Below are 21,970 nucleotides of genomic sequence, written 5' to 3'. Positions count from 1 at the left end.
GCTCCACCAGACATGATGCGAAGACGCGCGATCCATCCGGGTCGGTGCAATCCGGATCGGAGAATGACGGGCGACGAATGCGGCATGGTTTGATCCACCGGCGCGAAAACGGATCGCTGCCACACTACAGCCTTATCGCTATCGATTGATCGGTTCCCCGCTCACTGACGGCAGGCTGGGCCTGCTGCCAAAATCTCTGTTGGAAGAAATGGTCATGACGCATTTTCGCCTGCTCCTGCTCGCCACGTCGGCTCTCACTCTCTCGTCGCTGACGGTGACGCCCTCACAGGCGCAATCCGGGCCGGTCCAGTTCGCGCAGGCAACGCCTTCGACAGAGAACGGCGACAAGGACAAGCGGAAGGGACCGCCGAAAGCCGCCCCCGGTGGTCCGGCAGCAACATCAAGCCCGCCCGCGGCACCGCCGCCTCATGCGCGACCCAGGGCGCCGGAGCCTCCAGCGGCCGCTCCGCCGCGACCCGCCATACCCCCGGCGGCACCGCCGTCGCGGCCGACAACATTGCCGCAGCGGGCAACGCCTCCCGCGGTTCCAGAGACGCCTAGAACCGCGCCATCGCCTCAGCCAGCCACACCTCCGGCTGCCCCGAAGCCGCCCACGCCATCAGCCGTCGCACCGCCCTCTCCACCGAAGGGCACGCCGCCGGCTGCCATGAATTCCGCTCCGGCGACGTCCGCTCCGATCGCGCCGCCACAAGCCACGCGACCCACGACGCCACCTGCCGGCGCGGAGCCGAATGCAATGCGTCGCGACGAGCGAGGCCGTGGCAGATTCGAGCGCAACCGCGGCGAACCCGGTGGTCCCGGCGAGCCTCAGAAGGGCGCAGCGTCCGCGCCGAAGACAACCCCGGCGGCTGGGGCTGGATCGCCGTCTGAAGCTCCAAAATCCGCGCCGGACGCAGCCCCGGCATCGCCCCGCGCGGCACCGGCTACGCCGCCCGCGCCGGCGACCCCACCCGTGGCCGTCCCTGCCGCCAGCCCCTCCCCCAACCCGAACGGGACCAAGGCCGGATCTGAGCCTCCGACCTCCGCCAACCAGACCGCAAGACCGGCAGGCGCGCCTCGTGCCCCCCAGGCGCCGCCGACTGTCACCGCTCCCCTGCCGCCGCCACCGCCGGTCGCCGACAAGGTCGTGGCGCCCGGCGCCGCGCCACAGGGACCCCGCCGCATCGAGGATTTTCGTTCCAGGCGGCAGGAGACGCAGCAGGGTGGCCGCACCATCATCACCGAACCGGGTCGCGTGATCGTGCGTGATCCGAGCGGACAATCGTTCATCCGGCACAACGAAAGTGATCGATTCCGTCGCGGGGCGCGGGATATCCGGCAGGAGCGCGTCGGTAACGACACCCGTAACATTGTGGTGCGGCAGGACGGCACGCAGATCATCACCGTCAACGATCGCGACGGACGGATGCTGCAACGAATCCGCCGTGACCCTCGCGGTCAGGAGATCGTTATCATCGACAACAGGCATCCCGGCCACGGCGGCCGGGGCGGTGCGCTCGCCGCAGGCGTCGCCGCCGGCATAGCGGCCGGCGCGATCGGCAGCTACTTCGTATCGCTGCCGCCGCCGCATATCGGGATTCCGCCCGATCGTTACATCGTCGAAGCGGAAGGCGCGCCGCCTGAGGTGATCTACGACACCCTGATGGCGCCGCCGGTGGAGTCGATCCAGCGTCCTTATACGCTCGATGAAGTTCGCTACAGCCCGATGGTGCGCGCGCGGATGCCGAGCATCGATCTCGACACCATCAATTTCGAGACCGGATCGTGGGATATCTCGGACGATCAGGCCGCGAAACTGCAGGTGATCGCCGACGGCATCAACCGTGTGGTCTCGCGCAATCCAGGCGAGGTGTTCCTGATTGAAGGCCACACCGACGCCGTTGGCAACGACGTCGACAACCTTTCGCTGTCGGATCGCCGGGCGCAATCGGCCGCGGAGCTGCTGACGCAGCAATTCCAGGTGCCGCCCGAGAATCTGGTGACGCAAGGCTATGGCGAGCAGAACCTGAAGATCCAGACCGACGGTCCCTCGCGGGAGAACCGGCGCGTCACGGTCCGTCGTATCACGCCGCTCCTGAACGGCGGGCAGGCCGCGGGGTATCAGCAGCCGCCCAACTGATCGAGAGCAGAAGCAAAACGAAACGGCCGGGAGTGATCCCGGCCGTTTTTGTCCTTGTTGGAGCCAGTTGCCGCTGTCGTCCTACGCGGGCTCGCGATGCGCCTATAGCCCCAGTTTCTTTTTGCGCTGGCCGAGTGTGCGCAACCGCAGCGCATTGAGCTTGATGAAGCCGGCCGCGTCGCGGTGATCATAGGCCACGGCTCCCTCCTCGAAGGTGACGAGGTCCTGATCGTACAGCGAATATTCGCTGTCGCGGCCGACCAGGATGACGTTGCCCTTGTAGAGTTTCAGCCGCACCTGCCCGGTGACGTAACGCTGACTCTGGTCGATCGCGGCCTGCAGCATCTCGCGCTCCGGCGAAAACCAGAAGCCGTTGTAGACCAGCTCGGCGTATTTCGGCATCAGTTCATCCTTCAGATGCGCCGCGCCGCGATCCAGCGTGATCTGCTCGATGCCGCGATGGGCAACCAGAAGAATGGTGCCGCCCGGCGTCTCATACATGCCGCGCGACTTCATGCCGACGAAACGGTTCTCAACCAGGTCGAGCCGGCCGATGCCGTTGGCGCGGCCGAGTTCGTTCAGCTTCGCGAGCAAGGTGGCGGGAGACATCTTGCCGCCATCGATGGCGACGGCGTCGCCCTGCTCGAAATCGATGGTGATGTAGGTCGGCTGGTCCGGCGCCGCCTCCGGATCGATGGTGCGCGAATAGACGTAATCCGGCACTTCCTGCGCCGGATCTTCCAGCACCTTGCCCTCGCTGGAGGCATGCAGCAGATTGGCGTCCACGGAGAACGGCGCTTCGCCGCGCTTGTCCTTGGCGATCGGAATCTGATGCTGTTCAGCGAACGCGATCAGGTGCTCGCGCGAACGCAGATCCCATTCCCGCCACGGCGCGATGATGGTGATGTCGGGCTTGAGCGCATAATAGCCAAGCTCGAAACGGACCTGATCATTGCCCTTTCCGGTCGCTCCATGCGCCACGGCGTCGGCGCCAACCTTCTCCGCGATCTCGATCTGCTTCTTCGCGATCAGCGGGCGCGCGATCGAAGTGCCGAGCAGATATTGCCCCTCATAAACCGCATTAGCGCGGAACATCGGGAACACATAATCGCGAACGAACTCCTCGCGTAAGTCCTCGATGAAGATGTTCTCGTCCTTGATTCCGAGCAACTGCGCCTTCCTGCGCGCGGGCTCAAGCTCCTCGCCCTGACCGAGATCGGCGGTGAAGGTCACGACCTCGGCACCGTAGGTGGTCTGCAACCATTTCAGGATAATCGAGGTATCGAGCCCGCCCGAATAGGCGAGCACGACCTTCTTCACCTTCTTGCTCATGGAAATCCTGTGGGATGACGTGAATTCGGCGGGACTATAGGCGGAACCGGACCCCGTGCAAGGTCCGAACGCTCATACCGGCTTCTCTGGCGCGGGCGCGGGGCCGACATCGCGGCCGCGCCATCGCTGCCGCAGGCGATAGCCCGGCCAGGCGAAGCGGGTCAACGCGGCATCGATCCCGGCGTCGCTCTTGCGGGTTGACGGCCAGCGGTAGATGTAGCCGTGCACCAGCCAGATCACCAGAAACGCTACCAGGCCCGCCGTCGCCACGTCGGTGAAGAAATGACCGCCGAAAGCCATTCGCAGCACGCTGGTGACCGCGCCGAACGCGATCGCCCCCGCATAGGCCAACGGCCGCCACGCGGGCGGCGTCAGCACCGCCGGGGCCAGCGTCCAGAACGCGGTCGCGCCCTCGCCGGAAAAGAAAGAGCAGTTCCGGCCGCACTCGCCGCGCGGATCCCACCAGGGCATGAACTTCCACGGGCCACTGAACTCCGTCACCATCACGGGGCGTGGCCGGGCCCAATAGGTCTTGAACGTCAGGTTGGTGAGGATTCCCGCGCTGAGCAGCATCGTGATCAGCAGAAACACAACAGCCCGGCCGGACATCATCAACGGGCGATCAGGGCGAAACATCTTGACCGCCAGCGCGACGATGGCGGGGACCGCGAACCCCCACGCCACCCACATCGCGGCATTGCGCGCGAACGAAGCGAGCGCATCGGACTTGAGCGGAAAAGTCCCGGTCGCGGAATCATAGAACAGCGCCGCGAGACGGAGATCGTATTCGGGATGAATCCCGAATACGACCCCGATCACAAGCGCAAGTCCAAGCGCAATGAATAAGCCGGCGCGGTTCATGGAGCGCGGTTTATAGCGTTTTCGAGCGAAGTGGAATCCGGTTCGCGTGAAGAAAACGCGTCAAATGAAAGACTCTCGAGCATGATCCCGACCCCAAGGGCCGCGCCAGCGCAAAGTGGAAACCGGTTTTCGGATAAGATCATGCTCGATCACAAGGTTTATGGCTACAGGCATGAAAAGGCCGAGGGCAGCTCAGGTCCGCGACGGCAAATCGGGGGGCCGCGGACCTCGTGGAGCTTCACGCCATGCGCCGGCATTGCGCCCGGCGATCAGCCAATAAGTGAGGCCAGCGACAACACCGGCTCCGGTCATGATTTCGAGGTGGCGGCGCACGATGCCATCAAACCGCATGGTCTCGGGGTCGAACGGGACCAGGCCAAGATAACAGGCCGCACCGCAAATCGCGCCGCCGACGGCGTAGGCCAGTATGCGCCGGATCGAGAAGGCTTCGGTGATGAGCACCACAATCATCGCCGGCAAGAACGCAAAGCCACTCACGAAGATGAAGCCGAATCCGAGAACGACATCCAGCGTATCCGGATTCGGCGGGGCGACGTCGAGATCGCTGAACTCGGGATAGAGCAGCGCCACCACGACGATGGTCCCCGCAACGAAGCACGCCGCCAGGAGCCCGAACAAAATCGCAAACAGCCGGCCGATCAGCGCCATGACGGCAATCCATCCGCGATGATGGCCCTCATCCCCTTAATCCGTCATCGCCATGGCGCGGAGCGCCTGACGCTCACGAGCGGACAGCTTCTCGGTTTCGGACTTGAGTTGTCCGCAGGCGGCCAGAATGTCGCGGCCGCGCGGCGTGCGCACCGGGGAGGAGTACCCGGCGTTGAAAACGTATTCAGAAAATTTCTCGATCTGATCCCAGTCGGAGCACTCATAGCGTGTGCCCGGCCACGGATTGAATGGAATCAGATTGATCTTGGCGTGGATGCCCTTGAGCAGCTTCACCAGCCGCCTGGCGTCCTCAAGCGAATCATTGACGCCCTTGAGCATCACATATTCGAACGTGATCCGTTTTGCGTTGGAGGCCGCCGGATAATCACGGCACGCCTGCATCAGTTCGGCGATCGGATACTTGCGGTTCAACGGCACCAGTTCGTCGCGCAACTCGTCGCGCACCGCATGTAGCGAGATCGCCAGCATGACGCCGATCTCCTCGCCGGCGCGAACGATGTTCGGAACCACGCCCGACGTCGACAGCGTGATCCGCCGCTTCGAGATGCCGATGCCTTCGTTGTCGGCTACAATCAGAAGCCCGTCGCGAACCGCGTCGAAATTGTAAAGCGGTTCACCCATCCCCATCATCACGATGTTGGTGACAAGACGATTGCCATGCGGCGTCTCGCGGTCGGCCCAGTCGTTCAAACGATCGCGCGCAACCATGATCTGGCCGACGATCTCGCCCGCCGTAAGATTGCGCACCAGGCGTTGGGTACCGGTGTGGCAGAAGGAACAGTTCAGCGTGCAGCCGACCTGCGACGAGACGCACAGCGTGCCGCGGTCGGTCTCGGGAATGTAGACGCATTCGACTTCATGCGGCTTTTCGAGATCGTTACCGCTCGGCAGCCGCAGCAGCCATTTGCGTGTTCCATCGCTGGAAATCTGTTCGGCAACGACTTCGGGACGATCGACCGTGACGTGCTTTTCGAGTTCAGCACGCATGTCTTTCGACACGCTGGTCATTTCGGCGAAGGTGCGGGCCCCGCGAACATACATCCAGTGCCAGAGTTGCTGCACCCGCATCCTGCGTTGCTCCCGCGGGATGCCAATGGCGGCGAACCGCTCGGCAATCTCCGCGCGCGACAAGCCGATCAGCGAAGGCTTCGCCGGCGGCACGTAGGTTTCGAGCGCGACTTTCTCCAGAGGAGCGCCGCCGGTCGCCATTCCGGGCGCACCCGGTTTGCTCGCCGCGATGTCTGTCTCAGTCGGTATGGTGCTCAGGTTGCCGGGCGTCTCGGTCATGCAGCATGACATAGGCTTTCCAGCGCCCGCTGAAAAGCCGGTAAACGTAGCAAGGACAGCAATGATGGGGTCTGATTCAACCGCGTTGAACCAGACCCCATCCCGTTCTTCCGACCGAGCACAATCCTATTCGAAAGCCAGTTTCCACTTTGCGCTGGCGCGGCCCTTCGGATCTGGATCGTATTCTAGCGCTTGCAATCCTGCGCGACCTTGTCCAGCGCCTGGGACAGTCCCTTGAGGGAAAACACATCCGTGGTTTGCGTCCCCTTCGACGACACGCCCTTGACGGTCGCTTCCGAGCCCTTGCGCATGGCATCGATCAACCGATCCTCATCAGCCGCGCTCTTGATCCAGATGCCGTCGCCCTGGGTGTACATCGCGTAGCTTGTACCGCTGACCTCGAGCGTAGCTTCCGAGCCCGGCTTGAGCGGATAGCCCATTGTGACCGATACTTCGTTCGTCACCTTCTCCGCCGGCCGGGTCGAAACGAAAGCATAGGCCGTATCGCGCGGCCGATTCGGCGGAGTGGTCTTTGAAGACGTCGGCTTGGAGAGAGCGAAACACACTTTCTTGCCATTAGGCGAGGCGGTATAGGCGCCCCATGCGCCGAACTGTCCCAGCAGCGTCGGCTCGGAACTGCCGGCTGTCGGTGCGCTGAATGCGGGAGCAAGGCCGAGCCCACCTGCGAGCAGACTTCCCACCAGAACTGTCAGCAATTGCCGCATAGACATCATCAAATCTCGTCCTTCATCATTTGTGCTGGAAGATGGCTTGACGTGCGCGGATCACACATCACCGGGGATAACTGGAAACGCCTGATTTGTGAAGGCGGCCTATCCTTGCGGCTCGCGGCACGATTCGCAAGTTCTCCGCCCGGCTCGGCGGCACGCAATGACGCCGCGCACGATCGCGTGACGAAGTCATGCGATGTTTGGAACGTGATCCGATCAAGTTGGACCATGCTCTGGAAATGATTGTCTGGTCGCATTTTCTTGCGGCGAAACCGATACCCACTTCGCCGGAAATGCTAAAGCGATCGCGACAGGAGCCACGCCTTCATCATGAAGCGTGGGTATCGGCATGGCCTGAGGCGTCACGCCGCTTCGTTCTCTATCCCGCGCTTTAATGCCGCGCGCGCGGCCTCACGATGCTCCGGCGTGATATGCGCGGCGACGATCCTGATCGCCGTCGCGAGCACCGCGGCGTCGTCGGTGAAGCCGAGCACCGGCAGCATGTCGGGAACGAAATCGAGCGGGATGATGAAGTAGGCGATGGCGCCGAGCAGCGACGCCTGCACATGACGCGGCGTCTGCTTGTCGAATGCGCAGTAGTAGGCAGCCAACAAGTCTTCGGCGAAGGGCACATGAGCAACGACGCGCTTCAGCTTGCCCCAGAACCGCCGGCGCACATTGTCGCGGTCCTGCGCCAGCCGATCGGCCGGCTCAAATCCCACACTGTGTTTCGATGCCGTCATCAAGGTTCCCGAACTTATGTCGCGGTTCGTCAATGCCGCCGCACCTACAAAGTGGGAACTATGTTTCTCCGCTGCAAGATCACAGGATCGCCTCGCTCAAATCCCGCCGCGCTGTCCTGCGATCGTGTTCATCGCCTCCGCCAGCCTGATGTCGCGCTCGGTGACGCCGCCGGCATCGTGGGTCGCGAGCACGACCTCCACCGTCCTGTAGACATTGCGCCACTCCGGGTGGTGGTCACTCTTTTCGGCGACCAGCGCGACGCGGGTCATGAAGCCGAAAGCCTCGTTGAAGTCCCGGAACGTGAAAGTACGCGTGATGGCCTCGCGACCCGCGACCGGCGACCAGCCCGGCAGTTCTTTGAGCGCTCTGCTTCGTGCTTCATCCGACAATCGCTCCACCATGTTTTTGTCCTTTCGCAGGTTGGGAACAGGTTCTGGGCTCGCTTCACATTGGCGTGTTTTCAGGGCGAAGCGGAGCCTGCCGCCCCCGAAGAATCCCATGAAATGTTGCTTCCGGCCGGGATTGAGCATATAAGGGCTATTTACGATGTATCTTATAAACAAGTCTCCGCCCGGCGTTTCCACGCCAGCACGGTGATATAACGCCTTGGCTAAGGCGTTTGTTGATATATACGGCCTATATCGAGAACGGGCATCGCGGAACCGCGCTTACGTGAGGGTTTGCGCCGATGTTCGTCGCGCTTCCTTATCTGCCTTCGCGGAGTCTTCGAGATGACCTTCGTTGTCACCGAAAATTGTATCAAGTGCAAATACATGGATTGTGTGGAGGTATGTCCGGTCGACTGCTTCTACGAAGGCGACAATATGCTCGTCATCAATCCCGACGAGTGCATCGACTGCGGCGTGTGCGAGCCTGAATGTCCGGCCGAGGCCATCAAGCCTGACTCCGAGCCGGACCTCGAAAACTGGCTCAAGCTGAACGCCGAATATTCCGCGGCCTGGCCGAACATCACCATCAAGCGCGATGCGCCTGCCGACGCAAAAACCTTCGACGGCGTCGCCGGCAAGCTGGAGCAGTATTTTTCAGCGAATCCCGGTCAAGGCGACTGAGCGAACGCCCGCCGCGCCGTTGCTATCGCGCGCCGAGATATCGGGGCGGCGAAAAGCGATGGCGTTTTCGGGCGCGACATGTCCTCAGGCTTGACCCGAGGACGGATACCGGTTCGCGTCATGAGAACGCGTCAGGTCAGAATCTGGAGGCCACGCTTTTGATTCCCTCAAAGCGGCGGAAACTCTGATGGCGCGGCTTGCGGCCAAGGACATCAGCGTGAAGCGAGCTTATGAAGCTCCGATCACCGACGATGGCACGCGGATACTGGTCGATCGTCTCTGGCCCAGGGGTCTGCGCAAGACAGACGCCGCCATCGATCTCTGGATAAAGGACATCGCGCCCAGCACGGGGCTGCGCAAATGGTTCGGACATGATCCCGCCCGCTGGCAGGAGTTCCGGCAGCGATATGCGGAAGAGATTCAACAGCACCCGGAAGAGCTCGACGAACTGCGGACCCGCGCAAAAGCGGGCCGGGTCACGCTCGTCTTTGCGGCTCATGATGAAGCACACAACAACGCGGTCGTGCTGAGAGATGTCCTTCTGGACCGCGTCAGCTGAACCGCTCCGCCCCGGAGGGCCGGCTGCGCTCGAAAGCGCGACAGCCGGGCCCGCCGATCATTCGCAAGGTTCGATCTGTCAGGGCGCCATCAATCGCCGCCGCCCACGGTCGAGCGACGCAGTCCCCGCTCGACGAGACGGGCAAGGCGTCTGGAAAACTCAAGCGCATCACTGGGGCGGTCTCCGTCGAGGACGCGCGCATCGTCGAGCAGCATCCGCGCGGCGTCCTCCTTGAACTCGCGATCATCCTGCCCGAGCGCTGCCAGCGAAGCGATCAGGGGATGAGTCGGATTCACCTCGAGAACCGGTTTGGATGCGCCCGCCAATTGTCCGACTCCGAGAAGAATTTTTTCAAGTTGCCGGTCGGGTCCCGACTCGGCTGCGACGAGGCAAACCGGACTATCGGTGAGACGGTCCGACGAGCGGACGTCTGAAACCAGGTCTGAAAGCGTTGTCTTGAGGAAGGCGAGAAACTCCGTGACACCCTCACTGAGGCCCTGTGACGGCTCGGTACTGGCGTCGAGGCGCGGAATCGCCGCCAGATCCGCTGCTCCCTGCGTCACGGATTTGAAAGGCTTTCCTTCGAAGCTCGGTCCGGACGTGACCCAGAAGCTGTCGACCGGATCGGACAGCAGGAGAACCTCCACGCCGCGAGCGCGAAAACCCTCCAGATGAGGCGAGGCTTCGAGACGGGCGGCATCCTGTCCGGCGAGATAGTAGATCGAGGTCTGATTCTCCTTCAGGGAGCCGACATAGTCCTTGAGACTCCGCAACGAACCGGCCGTTGTCTTGAAGCGGGAGAGTCCGAGGATGGTGTCGCGCCGGTCGACGGCATCGTAGATGCCTTCCTTGAACATCGGACCGAAGGCCTCCCAGATTTTTCCGTAAGCCTCCGCGTCCTTGCCAGCCAGCTTCTCAAGCTCGCTGAGGATGCGGCCGGTGATGCTTTTCTTGATCGCGGCCAGGATCGGACTTTCCTGAATCATTTCGCGCGAGATATTGAGCGGCAGGTCCGCCGAGTCGACGACACCCCGCACGAACCGCAGATAGCGCGGCAGCAGGTCGGCATCCTCGGTGATGAAAACGCGTCTCACGTAAAGTTTGAGTTGCCGCTTCTGGTCCGGTTCGAACAGATCGAAAGGCCGGCTCTGCGGTACGAACAGCAGCGCCGTGAACTCCTGCCGTCCCTCGGCGCGGAAATGCACCGTCAGCGCGGGCTCGTCGAACTGGCCTGCGACGCTTCGGTAGAAATCGTCGTATTCGGAAGCGCTGATCTCGCCGCGCGGCCGGGTCCAGAGCGCCGCGCCATCGGCGATCTCGGCCGGCTCGGCCCCGGGCTTCTCGATGAGCGCGATCGGAACCGGCACGTGCCCCGATTGCTCCTTGATCATCTGCTCCAGCTTGGCCCGATCGGTATATCCCGTGGCGTCTTCCGTCAGATGAAGCGTCACGCGGGTTCCTCTCGCGGGGGCTTCACTCTCATCCACGGGTGTGACCGTGAATGTCCCCTTCCCGTCCGATGACCAGCGCCACGCCTCCTTGGCGCCCGCGCGCCGTGAGACCACATCGACCTGATCCGCCACCATGAAGGCGGAGTAGAATCCGACCCCGAACTGGCCGATCAAAGAGACGCCGTCGCCCGACTCCGCGGCCTGAGCCTGCTCGATGAAGGCCTTGGTGCCCGACCGGGCGATAGTTCCCAGCGCGTCGACCAGATCGTCCCGGCCCATGCCGATGCCGTTGTCCTCGACAGTCAGTTGCCGCCGTTCCGCATCGATGGTGATGGAGATCTGCGGCCTGGTTTCGTCCGCCAGCAACGCCGGATCGCTGATCGCCTCATAGCGCAGACGCTCGCAGGCGTCCGCCGCGTTCGAAATCAGCTCCCGCAAGAACACGTCCTTGTCGGAATAGACCGAGTGCACCATCATCTGGAGCAGCTTGGCCACATCCGCCTCAAACACCCGGCTTTCGGCCGCGCCATTCTTGTCGATTGTCGAGGTCATATCTCATTTACCCTTGATCAACTTGACGCAAAAACTCAGTGCGCTTCAAACGTTTATCTTCCCGTCGCGGCGGATCCGGTCAAGCGGGCCTCCGAACCTGCCCGCACGACAGGATGCCGGCATGGCCTGGATCTGAAGCTCGCATCAAAGGTTCGCAATGGGTACGCGAATCTGGGAACCGGAGCACCCGCGCGGGGATCATATAGAAACCATGGACGCGTCATTCCAGTGCGCTGCGCACGCCACGCCCCGGAAAGACGCATGGTGACTGATCCGGCACTGGGGTATTTAGAATGAACCTAATCTCGGGCGGTAGTAATACGAAGTCGGCTTCGCTAAACACCTTTGGACGATCTTGAAGGGTACCGCCCGCGCCTCCTGGATTTTGCAGAGTACTGACCCGGCGACGAGACAAATGGACAATCCGGATAGATTGACAGTCGACGGCGACGAACTCTGGCAGCGAAAGAAGCGCCGCGCCTTCTTCATTAATCAGCTGTACCAGTGGCACTGGATCAGCTCAGGCCTGTGTTTGATCGGCATGCTGCTGTTCGCCCTGACCGGTATCACGCTGAACAATGCCGGCCAGATCGAATCCAAGCCCGCGGTGACGATGCGTCAGGCACAACTGCCCCAACCTCTGATCGCCGACCTGACGTCTGATCCAGGCAGCGCCAAGGCGGCTCTACCATCGAGCATCAGCGAGTGGCTGCGACGCGAGATCGGCGTCAACACCGCGGAGCGCGACACTGAATGGTCGTCCGACGAGGTCTATGTCGCCCTGCCCCGGCCGGGCGGCGACGCATGGCTCAGCATCCAGCGTGATGGCAGTGGCGCGGTATCTTATGAGGTGACCGACCGCGGCTGGATCGCCTATCTCAATGATCTGCACAAGGGCCGCCACACCGGCAAGGCGTGGAGCTGGTTCATCGACGTGTTCGCGGCCGCCGCGATCACCTTCTGTCTCACCGGCCTGTTGCTTCTGCAGCTTCATGCCAGGCGGCGCCCGGCCACCTGGCCGGTTGTGACCCTGGGACTGATTATTCCGACCCTGCTCGCTGTTCTTCTCATTCATGGCTAGAAGGTAAACAATGCGCCTTTTAATTTCCGCCGCACTCACGACCCTTGCCGCAAGTTCGACGCTAAGTTCGTCGCTGGCTTCCGAGGCGACAATCAGCATCGATGTTCCCCAGCTCGATGTCGCCGAGTACCATAAACCTTACGTCGCGATGTGGGTGGAACAGGCCGACGGCGGCAAGATCACCAATCTTGCCGTGTGGTACGACGTCAACCACAAGAAAAACGAAGGTACGAAGTGGCTCAAGGACGTGCGGCAGTGGTGGCGCCGCACCGGCCGTGAACTCGCGCTGCCCGTCGATGGATTATCCAGTCCGACCCGCGCGCCCGGCACCCATCAGGTCAAGTTTGATAGCGCCAGCAAACCGCTCGAAGGACTGAGCCCGGGCAAATACCAGCTCGTCATCGAGGCCGCTCGCGAAGTCGGCGGCCGTGAATTGTTGAAGATCCCGTTCGAGTGGCCACCGAAGGCTCCCGCAACCAGCGAAGTCAAGGGGGAGCGTGAGCTTGGCACGGTCACATTGAAATTGACGCCCTAGAGCATGATCCCGACCCGAAGGGCCGCGCCAGCGCAAAGTGGAAACCGGTTCTCGGAAAAGATCATGCTCAAAAAAAGATAAGCGACGAGTCTGATTCAACGCAGTTGAATCGGATTCAACGCAGTTGAAACAGACTCTGGAGCTTCCGCTTCCGGTGACATCAGAAACGGAACGCCACGAGTCAATCTGACGCGTTTTTCTCGGAGCCGATACTCACATCGTTCGAAAACGCCTTGATCCGCACCCTCGAACACGCCGTGCGTTTGTCGCCTCATATCTTTCATGGAAAGGATTTCGCCATGACCAACCATCTCAAGCTTGCACTGATCGCGGCGACGGTTTCGCTGCTTGCCCCGCCCGCGCAGGCTCACCGCGCCTGGCTGCTGCCATCCGCCACTGTCCTGTCCGGCCCCGATCTCTGGGTCACGGTCGACGGCGCCATCTCCAACGACCTGTTCTATTTCGAGCATAACCCGTTGCCGCTCGACCAGCTGGCGATCGAGGGCCCCGACGGCAAGGCCGTCACCCCGGAAAACCTGGCCAAAGGCCGCTTCCGCAACACCGTCGATTTCAAACTGGCGCAACCCGGCACCTACAAACTGAGCCTGACCCACCAGGGCTTGTTCGCGAGCTATAAACTGGACGGCGAAAACAAGCGCTGGCGCGGCATGCCCGACGAACTGGCGAAGGCCATTCCCGCCAAGGCGACTGATGTGAAGGTCACCGAAAACCGCAGCCGGATCGAAACTTTCGTCACATCGGGCAAGCCTTCATCCGACACGCTGAAACCGACCGGCGTTGGTCTCGAGATGATTCCGGTGACCCATCCCAACAATCTGGCGGTGGGAGAGAAGGCAACGTTCCGGCTCGTGCTGGACGGCAAGCCCGCCGGCAATGTCGCAGTCGAGATCGTTCCGGGCGGGATCCGCTATCGCGATACACTGAACGACAGCAAAGCCACCACCGACGAGACGGGCACTTTCAGCGTCACATTCCCGGATCCCGGCTTCTACTGGGTGAAAGCCTCGGTGCAGGACGACAAGAGCACGATCAAGGACGCGCAGCAGCGCCGCAGCACGTACATCACCACGGTCGAAGTGCTGCCGCAGTAACGCGATGACCGCGCCGGTCACGCGGCGTGTGGCTATCCCGATAATCCCGGAAATGCCGCACGCCGTACCTTCGGCGGAGCGCATCCGGGATCTCGCCGGCACGACCATGGGCACGACGTGGTCGGTCAGGTTTGTCGGATCATCCGCCAGCGCGCAAACCCTGCACCGGATGATTCCACTGGCCCTTGAGCGCGTGATCGCGCAGATGAGCCCGTGGGAAGATCAGTCCGACATCAGCCGGTTCAACCGCCTGGCGCTGAACCAGTGGCAGGATCTGCCGCCGGAATTCAGCCGGGTCATGGTGAGCGCGCTGCGCATCGCGGCGGAATCCGACGGCGCCTACGACCCCACCATGGGAGCGCTGGTCGATCTCTGGGGGTTTGGTCCGAGCGGCGCTCGCGCCTTGCCGCCATCGCCGGATGAGATTGACCGACGCCGCCAGGAGTGCGGATGGCGGCGGCTCGACCTTGATGCCCGCGCCCGCCGCCTGCGGCGATCCAGTTACGAACCGCTCGATCTCTGTGGCATCGCCAAGGGATTTGCGGTCGATCTGGTGGCGGAAACCTTGCGCGGGCTCGGGATCCACAACGCGCTGGTGGAGATCGGCGGCGAATTGCGGGGCCTCGGCGTCAAGCCGGACGGCAGCCCGTGGTGGGTCGAGATCGACCGGCCGGCGCGGCCAACGGACAAGGCCGCCGAGCCGATCCTGGTCGCGTTGCACCAGCTTGCGATCGCGACATCCGGATGCGAACGCGGCTTCACGCGCGGCGCGGACCACTTCTCCCACACCCTGGATCCGCGAACCGGATGGCCGATCACCAACGGCATGATGACCGCGACTGTCCTGCATCCCTCTTGCATGGAAGCCGATGGCTACGCCACCGCGCTGATGGTGCTTGGACCGGACGCCGGCGTCGATTTCGCCGTCAAGCACCAACTCGCGGCTCTCATCCTTTTCAGGCATGGCGATGCCGTCATGGAACGGACAACACCGGCTCTCGATGCCATGCTGGCGTGAGATGAGACAAGGGTCGGACGTCTTGCGCCGTCGGCTCTGATATTTGTCGGTCGCTAGAGTCTGTTTCAACCGCGTTGAATCCGATTCAACTGCGTTGAATCAGACTCGTCGCTTATCTTTTTATTTGAAGCATGATCTTTTCCGAAACCGGTTTCCACTTTGCGTTGGCACGGCCCTTCGGGTCGGATCATGCTCTAACCGCAAAACCGGCATCCGCTTTCACGGAATACGCGGGAAGCTCGTCCACCAGCGCAATCGCCTCCTTCAGAATCTCGGCACCAGCATCTGCCTTTACACCGTTCTCGGCAAGATAGCGTCGAAACCCACGCGCGCCCGGCACGCCATGAAACGCGCCGACAAGATGCCGGCTGATGGAATGCAGCCGCGCGCCGCCCGCCAGTTGTCCCTCGATGTAGGGGACCATCGCCTCAAGCGCCTGTTTCATCGTCGCGTGCGGCGACGCCTCACCGAAGAGTTCGGAATCGACTTCCAGCAGACGCCACGGCTCCTGATAGGCGGCGCGACCCAGCATGACGCCATCGACATGCGCCAGATGCTGTTTCGCTTCCGGGATCCCGCCGATGCCACCGTTGATGATGATGGGCAGGCCGGGAAACGACGCCTTTAACCGGTAAACCCTGCCATAGTCCAGCGGCGGAACATTGCGATTCTCCTTCGGAGACAATCCTTGAAGCCAGGCTTTTCGCGCGTGGACGATCAGCACATCAACGCCGCCGGCGACAACCTTGCGCGCGAAAGTATCAAGGGCGGATTCGATGTCCTGGTCGTCGATACCGATCCTGCACTTCACGGTGACCGGAACAGAAACCGCGCGCTTCATGGCGTTGACGCTCTCGGCAACGATGTCTGGTTCGGCCATCAAACAGGCTCCAAACCGACCATCCTTCACCCTGTCGGACGGGCAGCCGACGTTCAGATTGATTTCGTCGTAACCAAAATCCTCTCCGATCCTTGCCGCGGTCGCGAGATCGGCCGGATTTGATCCACCGAGCTGGAGCGCGACCGGATGCTCGACATCGCTGAACCCAAGCAAACGATCGCGCGCGCCATGAATTATCGCACCGGTCGTCAGCATCTCGGTGTAGAGCCACGCCCTGCGCGTGAGCAGACGATGGAACACCCGGCAATGACGGTCGGTCCAGTCCATCATCGGCGCCACAGAAAATCGGAAGCCTAAGCCATTCATTTCATGAATCTTTTCCCCTGCCAGTCAGTCCAATACCCCATTGGAAAGACTGAGGAACTTTCCTGGCAGAATATAGCCGCAAGCCGCACCTTCTACGATTTTATTGGCGCAGAATGACAGCCATCTAGCCGATTTTTGCTTGTGAGTGCACACGTAGCGCACACGACAGCGGCTGTAATTTCTAAGGAAGCAGACTCAAAAAGCAGAAGCAGGCGAGCGGCGCGGCGTCTCGTCGGCTACTTCGATCGCGCGGCCTGCGCGAGAAATGATGACAGATCGCCAACGACGGTGGGAAGGTCCGGCATGTCCGCTTCAATACCCCGAGCGAACGCATTCTATTGCTGTTGCTTCGCCTGCGTGCACGCCGTCTGCGATGGTCAGGGCTGCCCCGTCGCCATGCTGCTTAGCGAGGGCCAGATGAGCGATTACAAGGGCGCGGCCCTGATGATCGATGTGCTGCCGCCCGCCAGACAGTTGCTCGCCGACAAGGGTTACGACGCCGACTGGTTTCGCCGGGCTCTCGCCGCGCGCGGCATCACGGCCTGCATCCCATCGAAGTCAAACCGCAAAGAGCCCGTCGAACACGACCGCATTCTCTATCGCCAGCGCCACAAGATCGAGAATATGTTCGGAAGGCTCAAGGACTGGCGGCGTATCCATACCCGATATGATCGGTGCACTCACACCTTCATGTCCGCAATCTGCATCGCGGAAACAATCATCTTCTAATCAGTCCTGAGCCTAGAAACAAAACTCACAGCGCGCGCCTATGGCTCATCTACCGCCTCGCGCAACACCTTCCAATACACCTGCGCAAAAGGGGCTACTCCCAGCTGGAAAACGTCTCAGCGAGCCTCTAAAGGTGCGCTGCATCAGGCAGCGGCCTTTTTTGTCTTCAAGGGCGGACCTTCTCCAGTCGGGGCGGCGACATCGTACCACCGATCAAGTCAAGAAGAACCATCGATGGAGCAAGCGGAAGCTGGCGAGAGGCAAGCGAAGGCGCAGATTAATCACAGTTTCTCATATATTTCCGATCCATATTAAATGAATATAATAATGGTAACAGAATAAAATTCATGAAGACCATTCTCAGAGTTTTATTGGTGGCGATTAGATTCTGGAACGGCATGTGTGGGGTTGCATCCTAGCCCTACACGGCATCGATCTTTCAGCTTTTGCCACTGTAGATAGCGTCCACCATGAACGCTTCCCGAATTGATGGCATCAAAAAATGACCGGACCTAAAAGCCAAAAGCGCTCTGTTCAAATCGATGTCGTTCGAGCATGTGCCATTCTTTTAGTCGTCGGTGCACATCTCCGATTTCAGAAGCCGAGCGGCATCGTGGGCTCAATTGCTTGGGTTTGGCACGAATGGGGCGGATTTGGCGTTCAACTTTTTTCTCGCTCTCGGGTTACCTTGTCTGCGGATTACTCTTCATCGAGATGCGCAACTCCGGCACAATTGATGTTAGCCGATTCTTGATCCGACGAGGCTTGAAAATATGGCCGGCTTACTTCGCATTCGTGGCGTATCTCGTCGCCGTGCCTCTCGTAAAAGGAACGGCAACAATATCTAGTCTAGTGTCAGACTATTGGCCGAATGTATTATTTCTTAACAACTACATAGGACCAAACACGGCTCTACACACATGGAGCCTTGCAGTTGAAGAACACTTCTACCTTTTGCTTATTGCATTTCCTGGTTGCATTTATTCGAACGGGGAAAATATCGTGGATCGCTCCGTTATTCTTGCTGGCACCGTTAATTTGGAGCGTTATCAGAGCAATCTGCGCCTTAGCTGGCGACCCTTACCTTTCGGACCCGACGATGCCTGCCACCCATCTATGGCTTGATGGCCTGCTGGTAGGAGCCGGCGTCCGTGCAATTTCTGAGTTCAATCCCGGGATGTTCGCCAGGCTGCACCCTTGGCGCTGGCCGCTCATAATTGCCGGGGTAGCGGTTATCGCGAGCCTAGCTGCACCGTGGCCCAGCTTAAATAACGTATCACTGTATCGCATACTGCCGGTGCGCGCCGTAGCCTCAACTCTCATCCTGATCGGAATGCTGCATCTTTCCATGACCACCTGGCTGCACTCCGCGGCGGCATGGACTGGCCGGTATTCTTACAGTATCTACCTCTCGCATGTGACGATCCTCGGGATCATGTATAAATTTGTCAGTCCCTTACTCGAAACAGGCAACGTTCTGCACTGGCTGGCCGCAGTAGGAGTGGCCACCGTAGCGGCAATCCTGTCCGGCGCATTGATGTCCCAAGCCATTGAGTGGCCCGTCATAAAAATCCGAGACCGAATATTTCCATCTAGAGCTCAGGAGAGCCTGCCATCGGCTTTGTCTGGCTTCGCGAACGGTCCGGTAGAAACAAAGAGAGTTGCCCCAGTGGAGAAGCGCGGCCAAGTACTATAGCCTTTGTCAGGGTCGGTATCGCTGAGAAGCGTTGGCATCCAGGACGCATAGGAAGGGCATCAACACCTGCACCGACACCGATCGCTTGCCTATTTACTGCACCGAGCCCACACTAGTGAACCGCGCGCACATAGATCAGACGCTCGGCGAAGGCCAGCTTGAGCACGGCGCGACGGCAGGCCAATTGTGGCTCTTCAGGGCGGGCGGCGGCCGATTACCGCTTGAGGAGTTTCTTGAGGCGCTGCTTGCCTTCATAAGCGGCCTGCCACCCTTTCGCGAACAGGTCGGTGCGCCAATCGGCAGGCCCAAGAATCAATCGGCCCATCGCTTTCTGCCCATCCCACAAGCCAAGAACCACATGGTCTCCGGTCGTGGTTGCAGCGTCCATGTCGGCGAACTCTCTTTCGGCATAGAAGCGCTCGATGACCAGATATTCCAGCACCATACCGGGCCCGTATTTGCGCAAGCTCTCATCATAGGTGCATTTAGGTGTGAAAGCGGTACGGCCCTTGGCGATATTGATGCTCATGGCGATGGGACGACCGTCCAGCAAGAGACTGTCAATCATCGTTAACCCCTCGTTTCCAGCAATGCCGGCAAAGGCGCGACGTGCAAAATCGGCATGCAAATCGTCCGACAGGAAGGCGGTGCCGCGTTCACCTTTCCAGCCTGCCTGCTCTAGAGCCAGGAATTGTTCGAGACGCTCGCGCAACATGGCAGGCTCGCTGATGCGCTCGAAGGCAACGTCTCCCATATCGCGAAGCCGACGCAGATTGCGCTGAATATCCTTGAGCCGGTTTTTCGCGATCGCCTGGGTAGCGTGAGCGTCAAAGCCGGCAAGCTGCCCTGTAAAATAGGGCCGCGGATAGGGCACAACGAGGCGTGTGGTTAATCCTCTCGTTGCCGACGCGTCTTCGATCATGCCCCGAAGCGGATGATCGGCATCGAAATTCGCCATGGTCCAAAAGCCCGGAGCCCGCCGGGAGGTGATGGCGTCGAGCCAGGTCGCAACGACTTCCCGCGCGCCCTCCCGCGCCACCAAAGGCATTCCGCTGAATTGATAGAGATTTTCCGCCCCTTGCGCCACGGGCCAAGGGAATGGCGGGAATATCCGATGACGAAAGGGAAACAGGCCGGCCAGTTGTCTTCGCGTGTTCCAGATGGCGACCGCCATGAGATTGGCTCGCTTGTCGACGGTATCGAGCCCCGCCAACACATATTGCCGTGCGTAGAACGGATTGTCTGCCATGGCGTTGGCGGCCAGCGCTTCCCAATCGGCGGCATCTAGGGCGCGGATGCCAGCGCAATCCAGAATAGCACTGGTATAGGCTGGCTTACCGTGCATGGTGCTGCACCCCCCCCAATTTGCGATAAAGCCCGTGCCGATGGGCAGGAGCAGCCCCAGGCGGCCATAGGCAAGGATGGCCATCAGCATAGAACGCACTGCCAGCGCTGCCCGCCGAGGCGAGAGCCGCGCAAGCCAGAATTGCCTGAAGTGAGACTGCACGAGAATCGTTAAAACAGGCTCATTTCCCCCACGAGCCCCTGCCGAACAAGCCAAGGTGTCTGGCGGCCTGACGTAGACGACATGACCTGAGATTTCAATGCGCCATAAATGTCCGCGAGATTAGCTAGCTTGAGGCCAATGAGCGACTAACTGCAGGCCGCCTTTCGTGATCGCGACGACGACAAGCTGAGCGCTTTTAGCGAGTTCTTTTGGCAACATTAGTAGTAGAGCTTTGCCTCGTCACAGCAACGCGCCCCAGCCGCGACATCCGCTGACAACACTTGGACGCCGTTGATCCGATAGGTGTTTCCGGCTCCTCGCTCGGGGTGTGGCTGGAAATAGGCACATAAGCGACACAACCAGATTTTTCTGCACCGCCCTGGAATAACCCTTGGCACCGCGTCGCGGGCGTCCTTGTATCGTGAAAACCAGGTGATCCGAGCGCTTCACGATGGCGACGATACGCAAACTCAGAGGTCGATGGCAGGCGTAGGTACGCCGTCGTGGCGTTCCTCCCAGGGCTAAATCGTTCGACAAGCGGACTGACGCCGAGCGCTGGGCTCGCGATCTCGAAGCCGAAGCTGACAGGACTGGCTGGGTCGCTGATACGCGCGCTGCCGAGAAAACGACGCTCGGTGAGCTCCTGACGCGATACTGCGCTGAGGTGACACCTACCAAGAGGGGAGCCATATCAGAACAGTCGCGCATCAACTCGATTGTGCGCTGCCCCATAGCGCACCGCACGCTCGCCAAGCTCACCAGCTTCGATGTCGCAACCTATCGCGACGAGCGACTGAAGACTGTGGCGCCGGCGACGGTCATCCGAGAGCTCAATACGATCTCCCATGCCATCGAGATCGCGAGCCGCGAGTGGGGACTCTGGGTACCCCGCAACCCGGTCAAGTTGGTGCGACGACCTCCAGTCCCACGGGGGCGCACCCGTCGATTGAAAGAGGGCGAGGAGGAGCGCCTGCTCGAAGCCTGCGATCGCGGGCGGACACCGCTGCTCAAGCCACTCATAATAATAGCTATCGAGACCGGGATGCGGCGTGGCGAACTGCTCGACCTTCGTTGGGAGCATGTCGACCTTAAGCTCCGGGTCGCTCATCTTCCGCTGACCAAGAATGGCGACAGTCGGGACGTGCCGCTGTCGAGGCGCGCGGCTCAGGTGCTGCAGGAACTCCGCACGGATGGCGCCAGCCGAGAGCGGGTGTTTCCGGTGACGGGCAACAGTATTCGGCTGGCGTTCGAACATCTGCGGATTCGGGCCGGCATGTCGGATTTCCGTTTTCACAATCTGCGCCATGAAGCAATCAGTCGGCTCTTTGAGCGTGGATTGAACATCGCAGGGATCTCAGCGATTAGTGGACACCAGGAGCTCAAAATGCTGCAACGATACACGCATTTGAAGGTGCGTCGATCTGGTCGCGCGTCTGGGGTAACATTATGCCGGGCCGTCGCCGAGCTCCTGATTATCTTGAGATGAAGTCCTAGAAATTTCCGGAGTGAATCAATCCCCTGCCTTTTGTGTCGGCAGACAATTTTTTCATTTAGCCTTGGCCAATGCCCTCTGCTTCGAGCAACTAAAATCCGTTCTTGGCCAACCACTTCTGAAGCGCGTCCAAAACGTCCGAACGCAGGCCTACCCCGCCCTTTAGCGACTGGGCT

The 21,970-nt window shown here is 60.8% G+C and carries 20 protein-coding genes and 1 pseudogene; 11 read left to right on the top strand and 10 right to left on the bottom strand.

Annotated elements, in window-relative coordinates; translation table 11 throughout:
• Nucleotides 1-214 precede the first annotated feature (214 nt).
• Nucleotides 215-2,140, top strand: coding sequence for an OmpA family protein (locus NWI01_RS14215; protein WP_141384573.1), 1,926 nt, complete (start codon nt 215-217; stop codon nt 2,138-2,140).
• Nucleotides 2,141-2,242: 102 nt separating this feature from the next.
• On the opposite strand, the gene NWI01_RS14210 is transcribed toward NWI01_RS14215, so the two are convergent.
• The 7 genes from NWI01_RS14210 to NWI01_RS14175 all read right to left on the bottom strand — a co-directional run bounded on the left by NWI01_RS14210 (nt 2,243) and on the right by NWI01_RS14175 (nt 8,186).
• Nucleotides 2,243-3,472: an argininosuccinate synthase gene (locus NWI01_RS14210; RefSeq protein WP_141384571.1), complete on the bottom strand. Its 1,230-nt coding sequence runs from the start codon at nt 3,470-3,472 to the stop codon at nt 2,243-2,245.
• Nucleotides 3,473-3,544: 72 nt separating this feature from the next.
• Nucleotides 3,545-4,333, bottom strand: a complete 789-nt coding sequence (locus tag NWI01_RS14205) for a phosphatase PAP2 family protein (protein WP_141384568.1) — start codon at nt 4,331-4,333, stop codon at nt 3,545-3,547.
• Between the two features lie 192 nt (nt 4,334-4,525).
• Nucleotides 4,526-5,002 (bottom strand): hypothetical protein, encoded by a 477-nt coding sequence (locus tag NWI01_RS14195; protein WP_141384566.1) that lies wholly within the window; start codon nt 5,000-5,002, stop codon nt 4,526-4,528.
• A 36-nt stretch (nt 5,003-5,038) separates the two neighbouring features.
• Nucleotides 5,039-6,232 (bottom strand): 23S rRNA (adenine(2503)-C(2))-methyltransferase RlmN, encoded by a 1,194-nt coding sequence (gene rlmN, locus NWI01_RS14190; protein ID WP_141384629.1) that lies wholly within the window; start codon nt 6,230-6,232, stop codon nt 5,039-5,041.
• A 263-nt stretch (nt 6,233-6,495) separates the two neighbouring features.
• Nucleotides 6,496-7,044, bottom strand: coding sequence for an invasion associated locus B family protein (locus NWI01_RS14185; protein ID WP_141384565.1), 549 nt, complete (start codon nt 7,042-7,044; stop codon nt 6,496-6,498).
• 359 nt (nt 7,045-7,403) lie between these two features.
• Nucleotides 7,404-7,784 carry a YkvA family protein gene (locus tag NWI01_RS14180; protein ID WP_141384563.1) on the bottom strand — a complete coding sequence of 127 codons (381 nt, stop codon included), beginning with the start codon at nt 7,782-7,784 and terminating at the stop codon, nt 7,404-7,406.
• A gap of 96 nt (nt 7,785-7,880) precedes the next feature.
• Complete coding sequence (locus NWI01_RS14175; protein ID WP_141384562.1) at nt 7,881-8,186, bottom strand: 4a-hydroxytetrahydrobiopterin dehydratase; 306 nt, start codon at nt 8,184-8,186, stop codon at nt 7,881-7,883.
• A gap of 330 nt (nt 8,187-8,516) precedes the next feature.
• Between NWI01_RS14175 and fdxA the strand changes: the two genes are divergently transcribed.
• Together fdxA and NWI01_RS14165 are read left to right on the top strand one after the other, a co-directional pair.
• Nucleotides 8,517-8,855 (top strand): ferredoxin FdxA, encoded by a 339-nt coding sequence (gene fdxA, locus NWI01_RS14170; RefSeq protein ID WP_141384560.1) that lies wholly within the window; start codon nt 8,517-8,519, stop codon nt 8,853-8,855.
• Between the two features lie 187 nt (nt 8,856-9,042).
• Nucleotides 9,043-9,414 (top strand): DUF488 domain-containing protein, encoded by a 372-nt coding sequence (locus NWI01_RS14165; protein WP_141384558.1) that lies wholly within the window; start codon nt 9,043-9,045, stop codon nt 9,412-9,414.
• An 89-nt stretch (nt 9,415-9,503) separates the two neighbouring features.
• On the opposite strand, the gene htpG is transcribed toward NWI01_RS14165, so the two are convergent.
• Nucleotides 9,504-11,417, bottom strand: coding sequence for a molecular chaperone HtpG (gene htpG, locus NWI01_RS14160; RefSeq protein ID WP_141384557.1), 1,914 nt, complete (start codon nt 11,415-11,417; stop codon nt 9,504-9,506).
• A 415-nt stretch (nt 11,418-11,832) separates the two neighbouring features.
• Between htpG and NWI01_RS14155 the strand changes: the two genes are divergently transcribed.
• The 4 genes from NWI01_RS14155 to NWI01_RS14140 all read left to right on the top strand — a co-directional run bounded on the left by NWI01_RS14155 (nt 11,833) and on the right by NWI01_RS14140 (nt 15,163).
• Nucleotides 11,833-12,498, top strand: a complete 666-nt coding sequence (locus NWI01_RS14155) for a PepSY-associated TM helix domain-containing protein (RefSeq protein ID WP_141384555.1) — start codon at nt 11,833-11,835, stop codon at nt 12,496-12,498.
• Nucleotides 12,499-12,508: 10 nt separating this feature from the next.
• Nucleotides 12,509-13,033: a DUF2271 domain-containing protein gene (locus tag NWI01_RS14150; protein ID WP_141384553.1), complete on the top strand. Its 525-nt coding sequence runs from the start codon at nt 12,509-12,511 to the stop codon at nt 13,031-13,033.
• A gap of 299 nt (nt 13,034-13,332) precedes the next feature.
• The gene (locus NWI01_RS14145) at nt 13,333-14,145 is read left to right on the top strand and encodes a DUF4198 domain-containing protein (protein ID WP_141384551.1); all 813 of its coding nucleotides are present in this window, start codon (nt 13,333-13,335) and stop codon (nt 14,143-14,145) included.
• Between the two features lie 52 nt (nt 14,146-14,197).
• Entirely contained in the window at nt 14,198-15,163 is a 966-nt protein-coding gene (locus NWI01_RS14140) for an FAD:protein FMN transferase (RefSeq protein ID WP_244613780.1), read from the top strand.
• A 187-nt stretch (nt 15,164-15,350) separates the two neighbouring features.
• Here NWI01_RS14140 and dusA read toward each other — a convergent pair whose 3' ends face one another.
• Nucleotides 15,351-16,370 carry a tRNA dihydrouridine(20/20a) synthase DusA gene (gene dusA / locus NWI01_RS14135; RefSeq protein WP_141384547.1) on the bottom strand — a complete coding sequence of 340 codons (1,020 nt, stop codon included), beginning with the start codon at nt 16,368-16,370 and terminating at the stop codon, nt 15,351-15,353.
• 303 nt (nt 16,371-16,673) lie between these two features.
• Here dusA and NWI01_RS14130 point away from each other — a divergent pair, with 303 nt between their 5' ends.
• From NWI01_RS14130 to NWI01_RS14125, 3 genes and pseudogenes are all read left to right on the top strand, one after another.
• Complete coding sequence (locus NWI01_RS14130; protein ID WP_141384546.1) at nt 16,674-17,099, top strand: IS5 family transposase; 426 nt, start codon at nt 16,674-16,676, stop codon at nt 17,097-17,099.
• A gap of 555 nt (nt 17,100-17,654) precedes the next feature.
• A pseudogene (locus NWI01_RS20330) lies at nt 17,655-18,008 on the top strand (hypothetical protein); the annotation flags it as partial.
• Nucleotides 18,009-18,033: 25 nt separating this feature from the next.
• The gene (locus tag NWI01_RS14125; protein ID WP_141384544.1) at nt 18,034-18,795 is read left to right on the top strand and encodes an acyltransferase family protein; all 762 of its coding nucleotides are present in this window, start codon (nt 18,034-18,036) and stop codon (nt 18,793-18,795) included.
• A gap of 214 nt (nt 18,796-19,009) precedes the next feature.
• Here NWI01_RS14125 and NWI01_RS14120 read toward each other — a convergent pair whose 3' ends face one another.
• Nucleotides 19,010-20,230 (bottom strand): GNAT family N-acetyltransferase, encoded by a 1,221-nt coding sequence (locus NWI01_RS14120; protein ID WP_141384543.1) that lies wholly within the window; start codon nt 20,228-20,230, stop codon nt 19,010-19,012.
• 736 nt (nt 20,231-20,966) lie between these two features.
• Here NWI01_RS14120 and NWI01_RS14115 point away from each other — a divergent pair.
• Nucleotides 20,967-21,788: a site-specific integrase gene (locus NWI01_RS14115; protein ID WP_307723463.1), complete on the top strand. Its 822-nt coding sequence runs from the start codon at nt 20,967-20,969 to the stop codon at nt 21,786-21,788.
• Nucleotides 21,789-21,970: the final 182 nt, after the last annotated feature.

This window comes from Nitrobacter winogradskyi (assembly GCF_006539545.1).
Lineage (GTDB): Bacteria > Pseudomonadota > Alphaproteobacteria > Rhizobiales > Xanthobacteraceae > Nitrobacter > Nitrobacter winogradskyi_A.
The sequence above is the reverse complement of the archived record's forward strand: the minus strand, read 5'-3'. Positions and strand labels throughout refer to the sequence as shown.

Excerpts from the sequence above, each read along its gene's own strand:
- NWI01_RS14165 (WP_141384558.1), top strand. The coding sequence starts at position 9,043 with ATGGCGCGGCTTGCGGCCAAGGACATCAGCGTGAAGCGAGCTTATGAA.
- NWI01_RS14195 (WP_141384566.1), bottom strand. The coding sequence starts at position 5,002 with ATGGCGCTGATCGGCCGGCTGTTTGCGATTTTGTTCGGGCTCCTGGCG.
- fdxA (WP_141384560.1), top strand. The coding sequence starts at position 8,517 with ATGACCTTCGTTGTCACCGAAAATTGTATCAAGTGCAAATACATGGAT.
- dusA (WP_141384547.1), bottom strand. The coding sequence starts at position 16,370 with ATGAATGGCTTAGGCTTCCGATTTTCTGTGGCGCCGATGATGGACTGG.
- rlmN (WP_141384629.1), bottom strand. The coding sequence starts at position 6,232 with ATGGCGACCGGCGGCGCTCCTCTGGAGAAAGTCGCGCTCGAAACCTAC.
- NWI01_RS14180 (WP_141384563.1), bottom strand. The coding sequence starts at position 7,784 with ATGACGGCATCGAAACACAGTGTGGGATTTGAGCCGGCCGATCGGCTG.
- NWI01_RS14205 (WP_141384568.1), bottom strand. The coding sequence starts at position 4,333 with ATGAACCGCGCCGGCTTATTCATTGCGCTTGGACTTGCGCTTGTGATC.
- htpG (WP_141384557.1), bottom strand. The coding sequence starts at position 11,417 with ATGACCTCGACAATCGACAAGAATGGCGCGGCCGAAAGCCGGGTGTTT.
- NWI01_RS14120 (WP_141384543.1), bottom strand. The coding sequence starts at position 20,230 with ATGCTGATGGCCATCCTTGCCTATGGCCGCCTGGGGCTGCTCCTGCCC.
- NWI01_RS14185 (WP_141384565.1), bottom strand. The coding sequence starts at position 7,044 with ATGATGTCTATGCGGCAATTGCTGACAGTTCTGGTGGGAAGTCTGCTC.
- NWI01_RS14155 (WP_141384555.1), top strand. The coding sequence starts at position 11,833 with ATGGACAATCCGGATAGATTGACAGTCGACGGCGACGAACTCTGGCAG.
- NWI01_RS14215 (WP_141384573.1), top strand. The coding sequence starts at position 215 with ATGACGCATTTTCGCCTGCTCCTGCTCGCCACGTCGGCTCTCACTCTC.
- NWI01_RS14140 (WP_244613780.1), top strand. The coding sequence starts at position 14,198 with ATGCCGCACGCCGTACCTTCGGCGGAGCGCATCCGGGATCTCGCCGGC.
- NWI01_RS14175 (WP_141384562.1), bottom strand. The coding sequence starts at position 8,186 with ATGGTGGAGCGATTGTCGGATGAAGCACGAAGCAGAGCGCTCAAAGAA.
- NWI01_RS14145 (WP_141384551.1), top strand. The coding sequence starts at position 13,333 with ATGACCAACCATCTCAAGCTTGCACTGATCGCGGCGACGGTTTCGCTG.
- NWI01_RS14150 (WP_141384553.1), top strand. The coding sequence starts at position 12,509 with ATGCGCCTTTTAATTTCCGCCGCACTCACGACCCTTGCCGCAAGTTCG.
- NWI01_RS14210 (WP_141384571.1), bottom strand. The coding sequence starts at position 3,472 with ATGAGCAAGAAGGTGAAGAAGGTCGTGCTCGCCTATTCGGGCGGGCTC.
- NWI01_RS14130 (WP_141384546.1), top strand. The coding sequence starts at position 16,674 with ATGTCCGCTTCAATACCCCGAGCGAACGCATTCTATTGCTGTTGCTTC.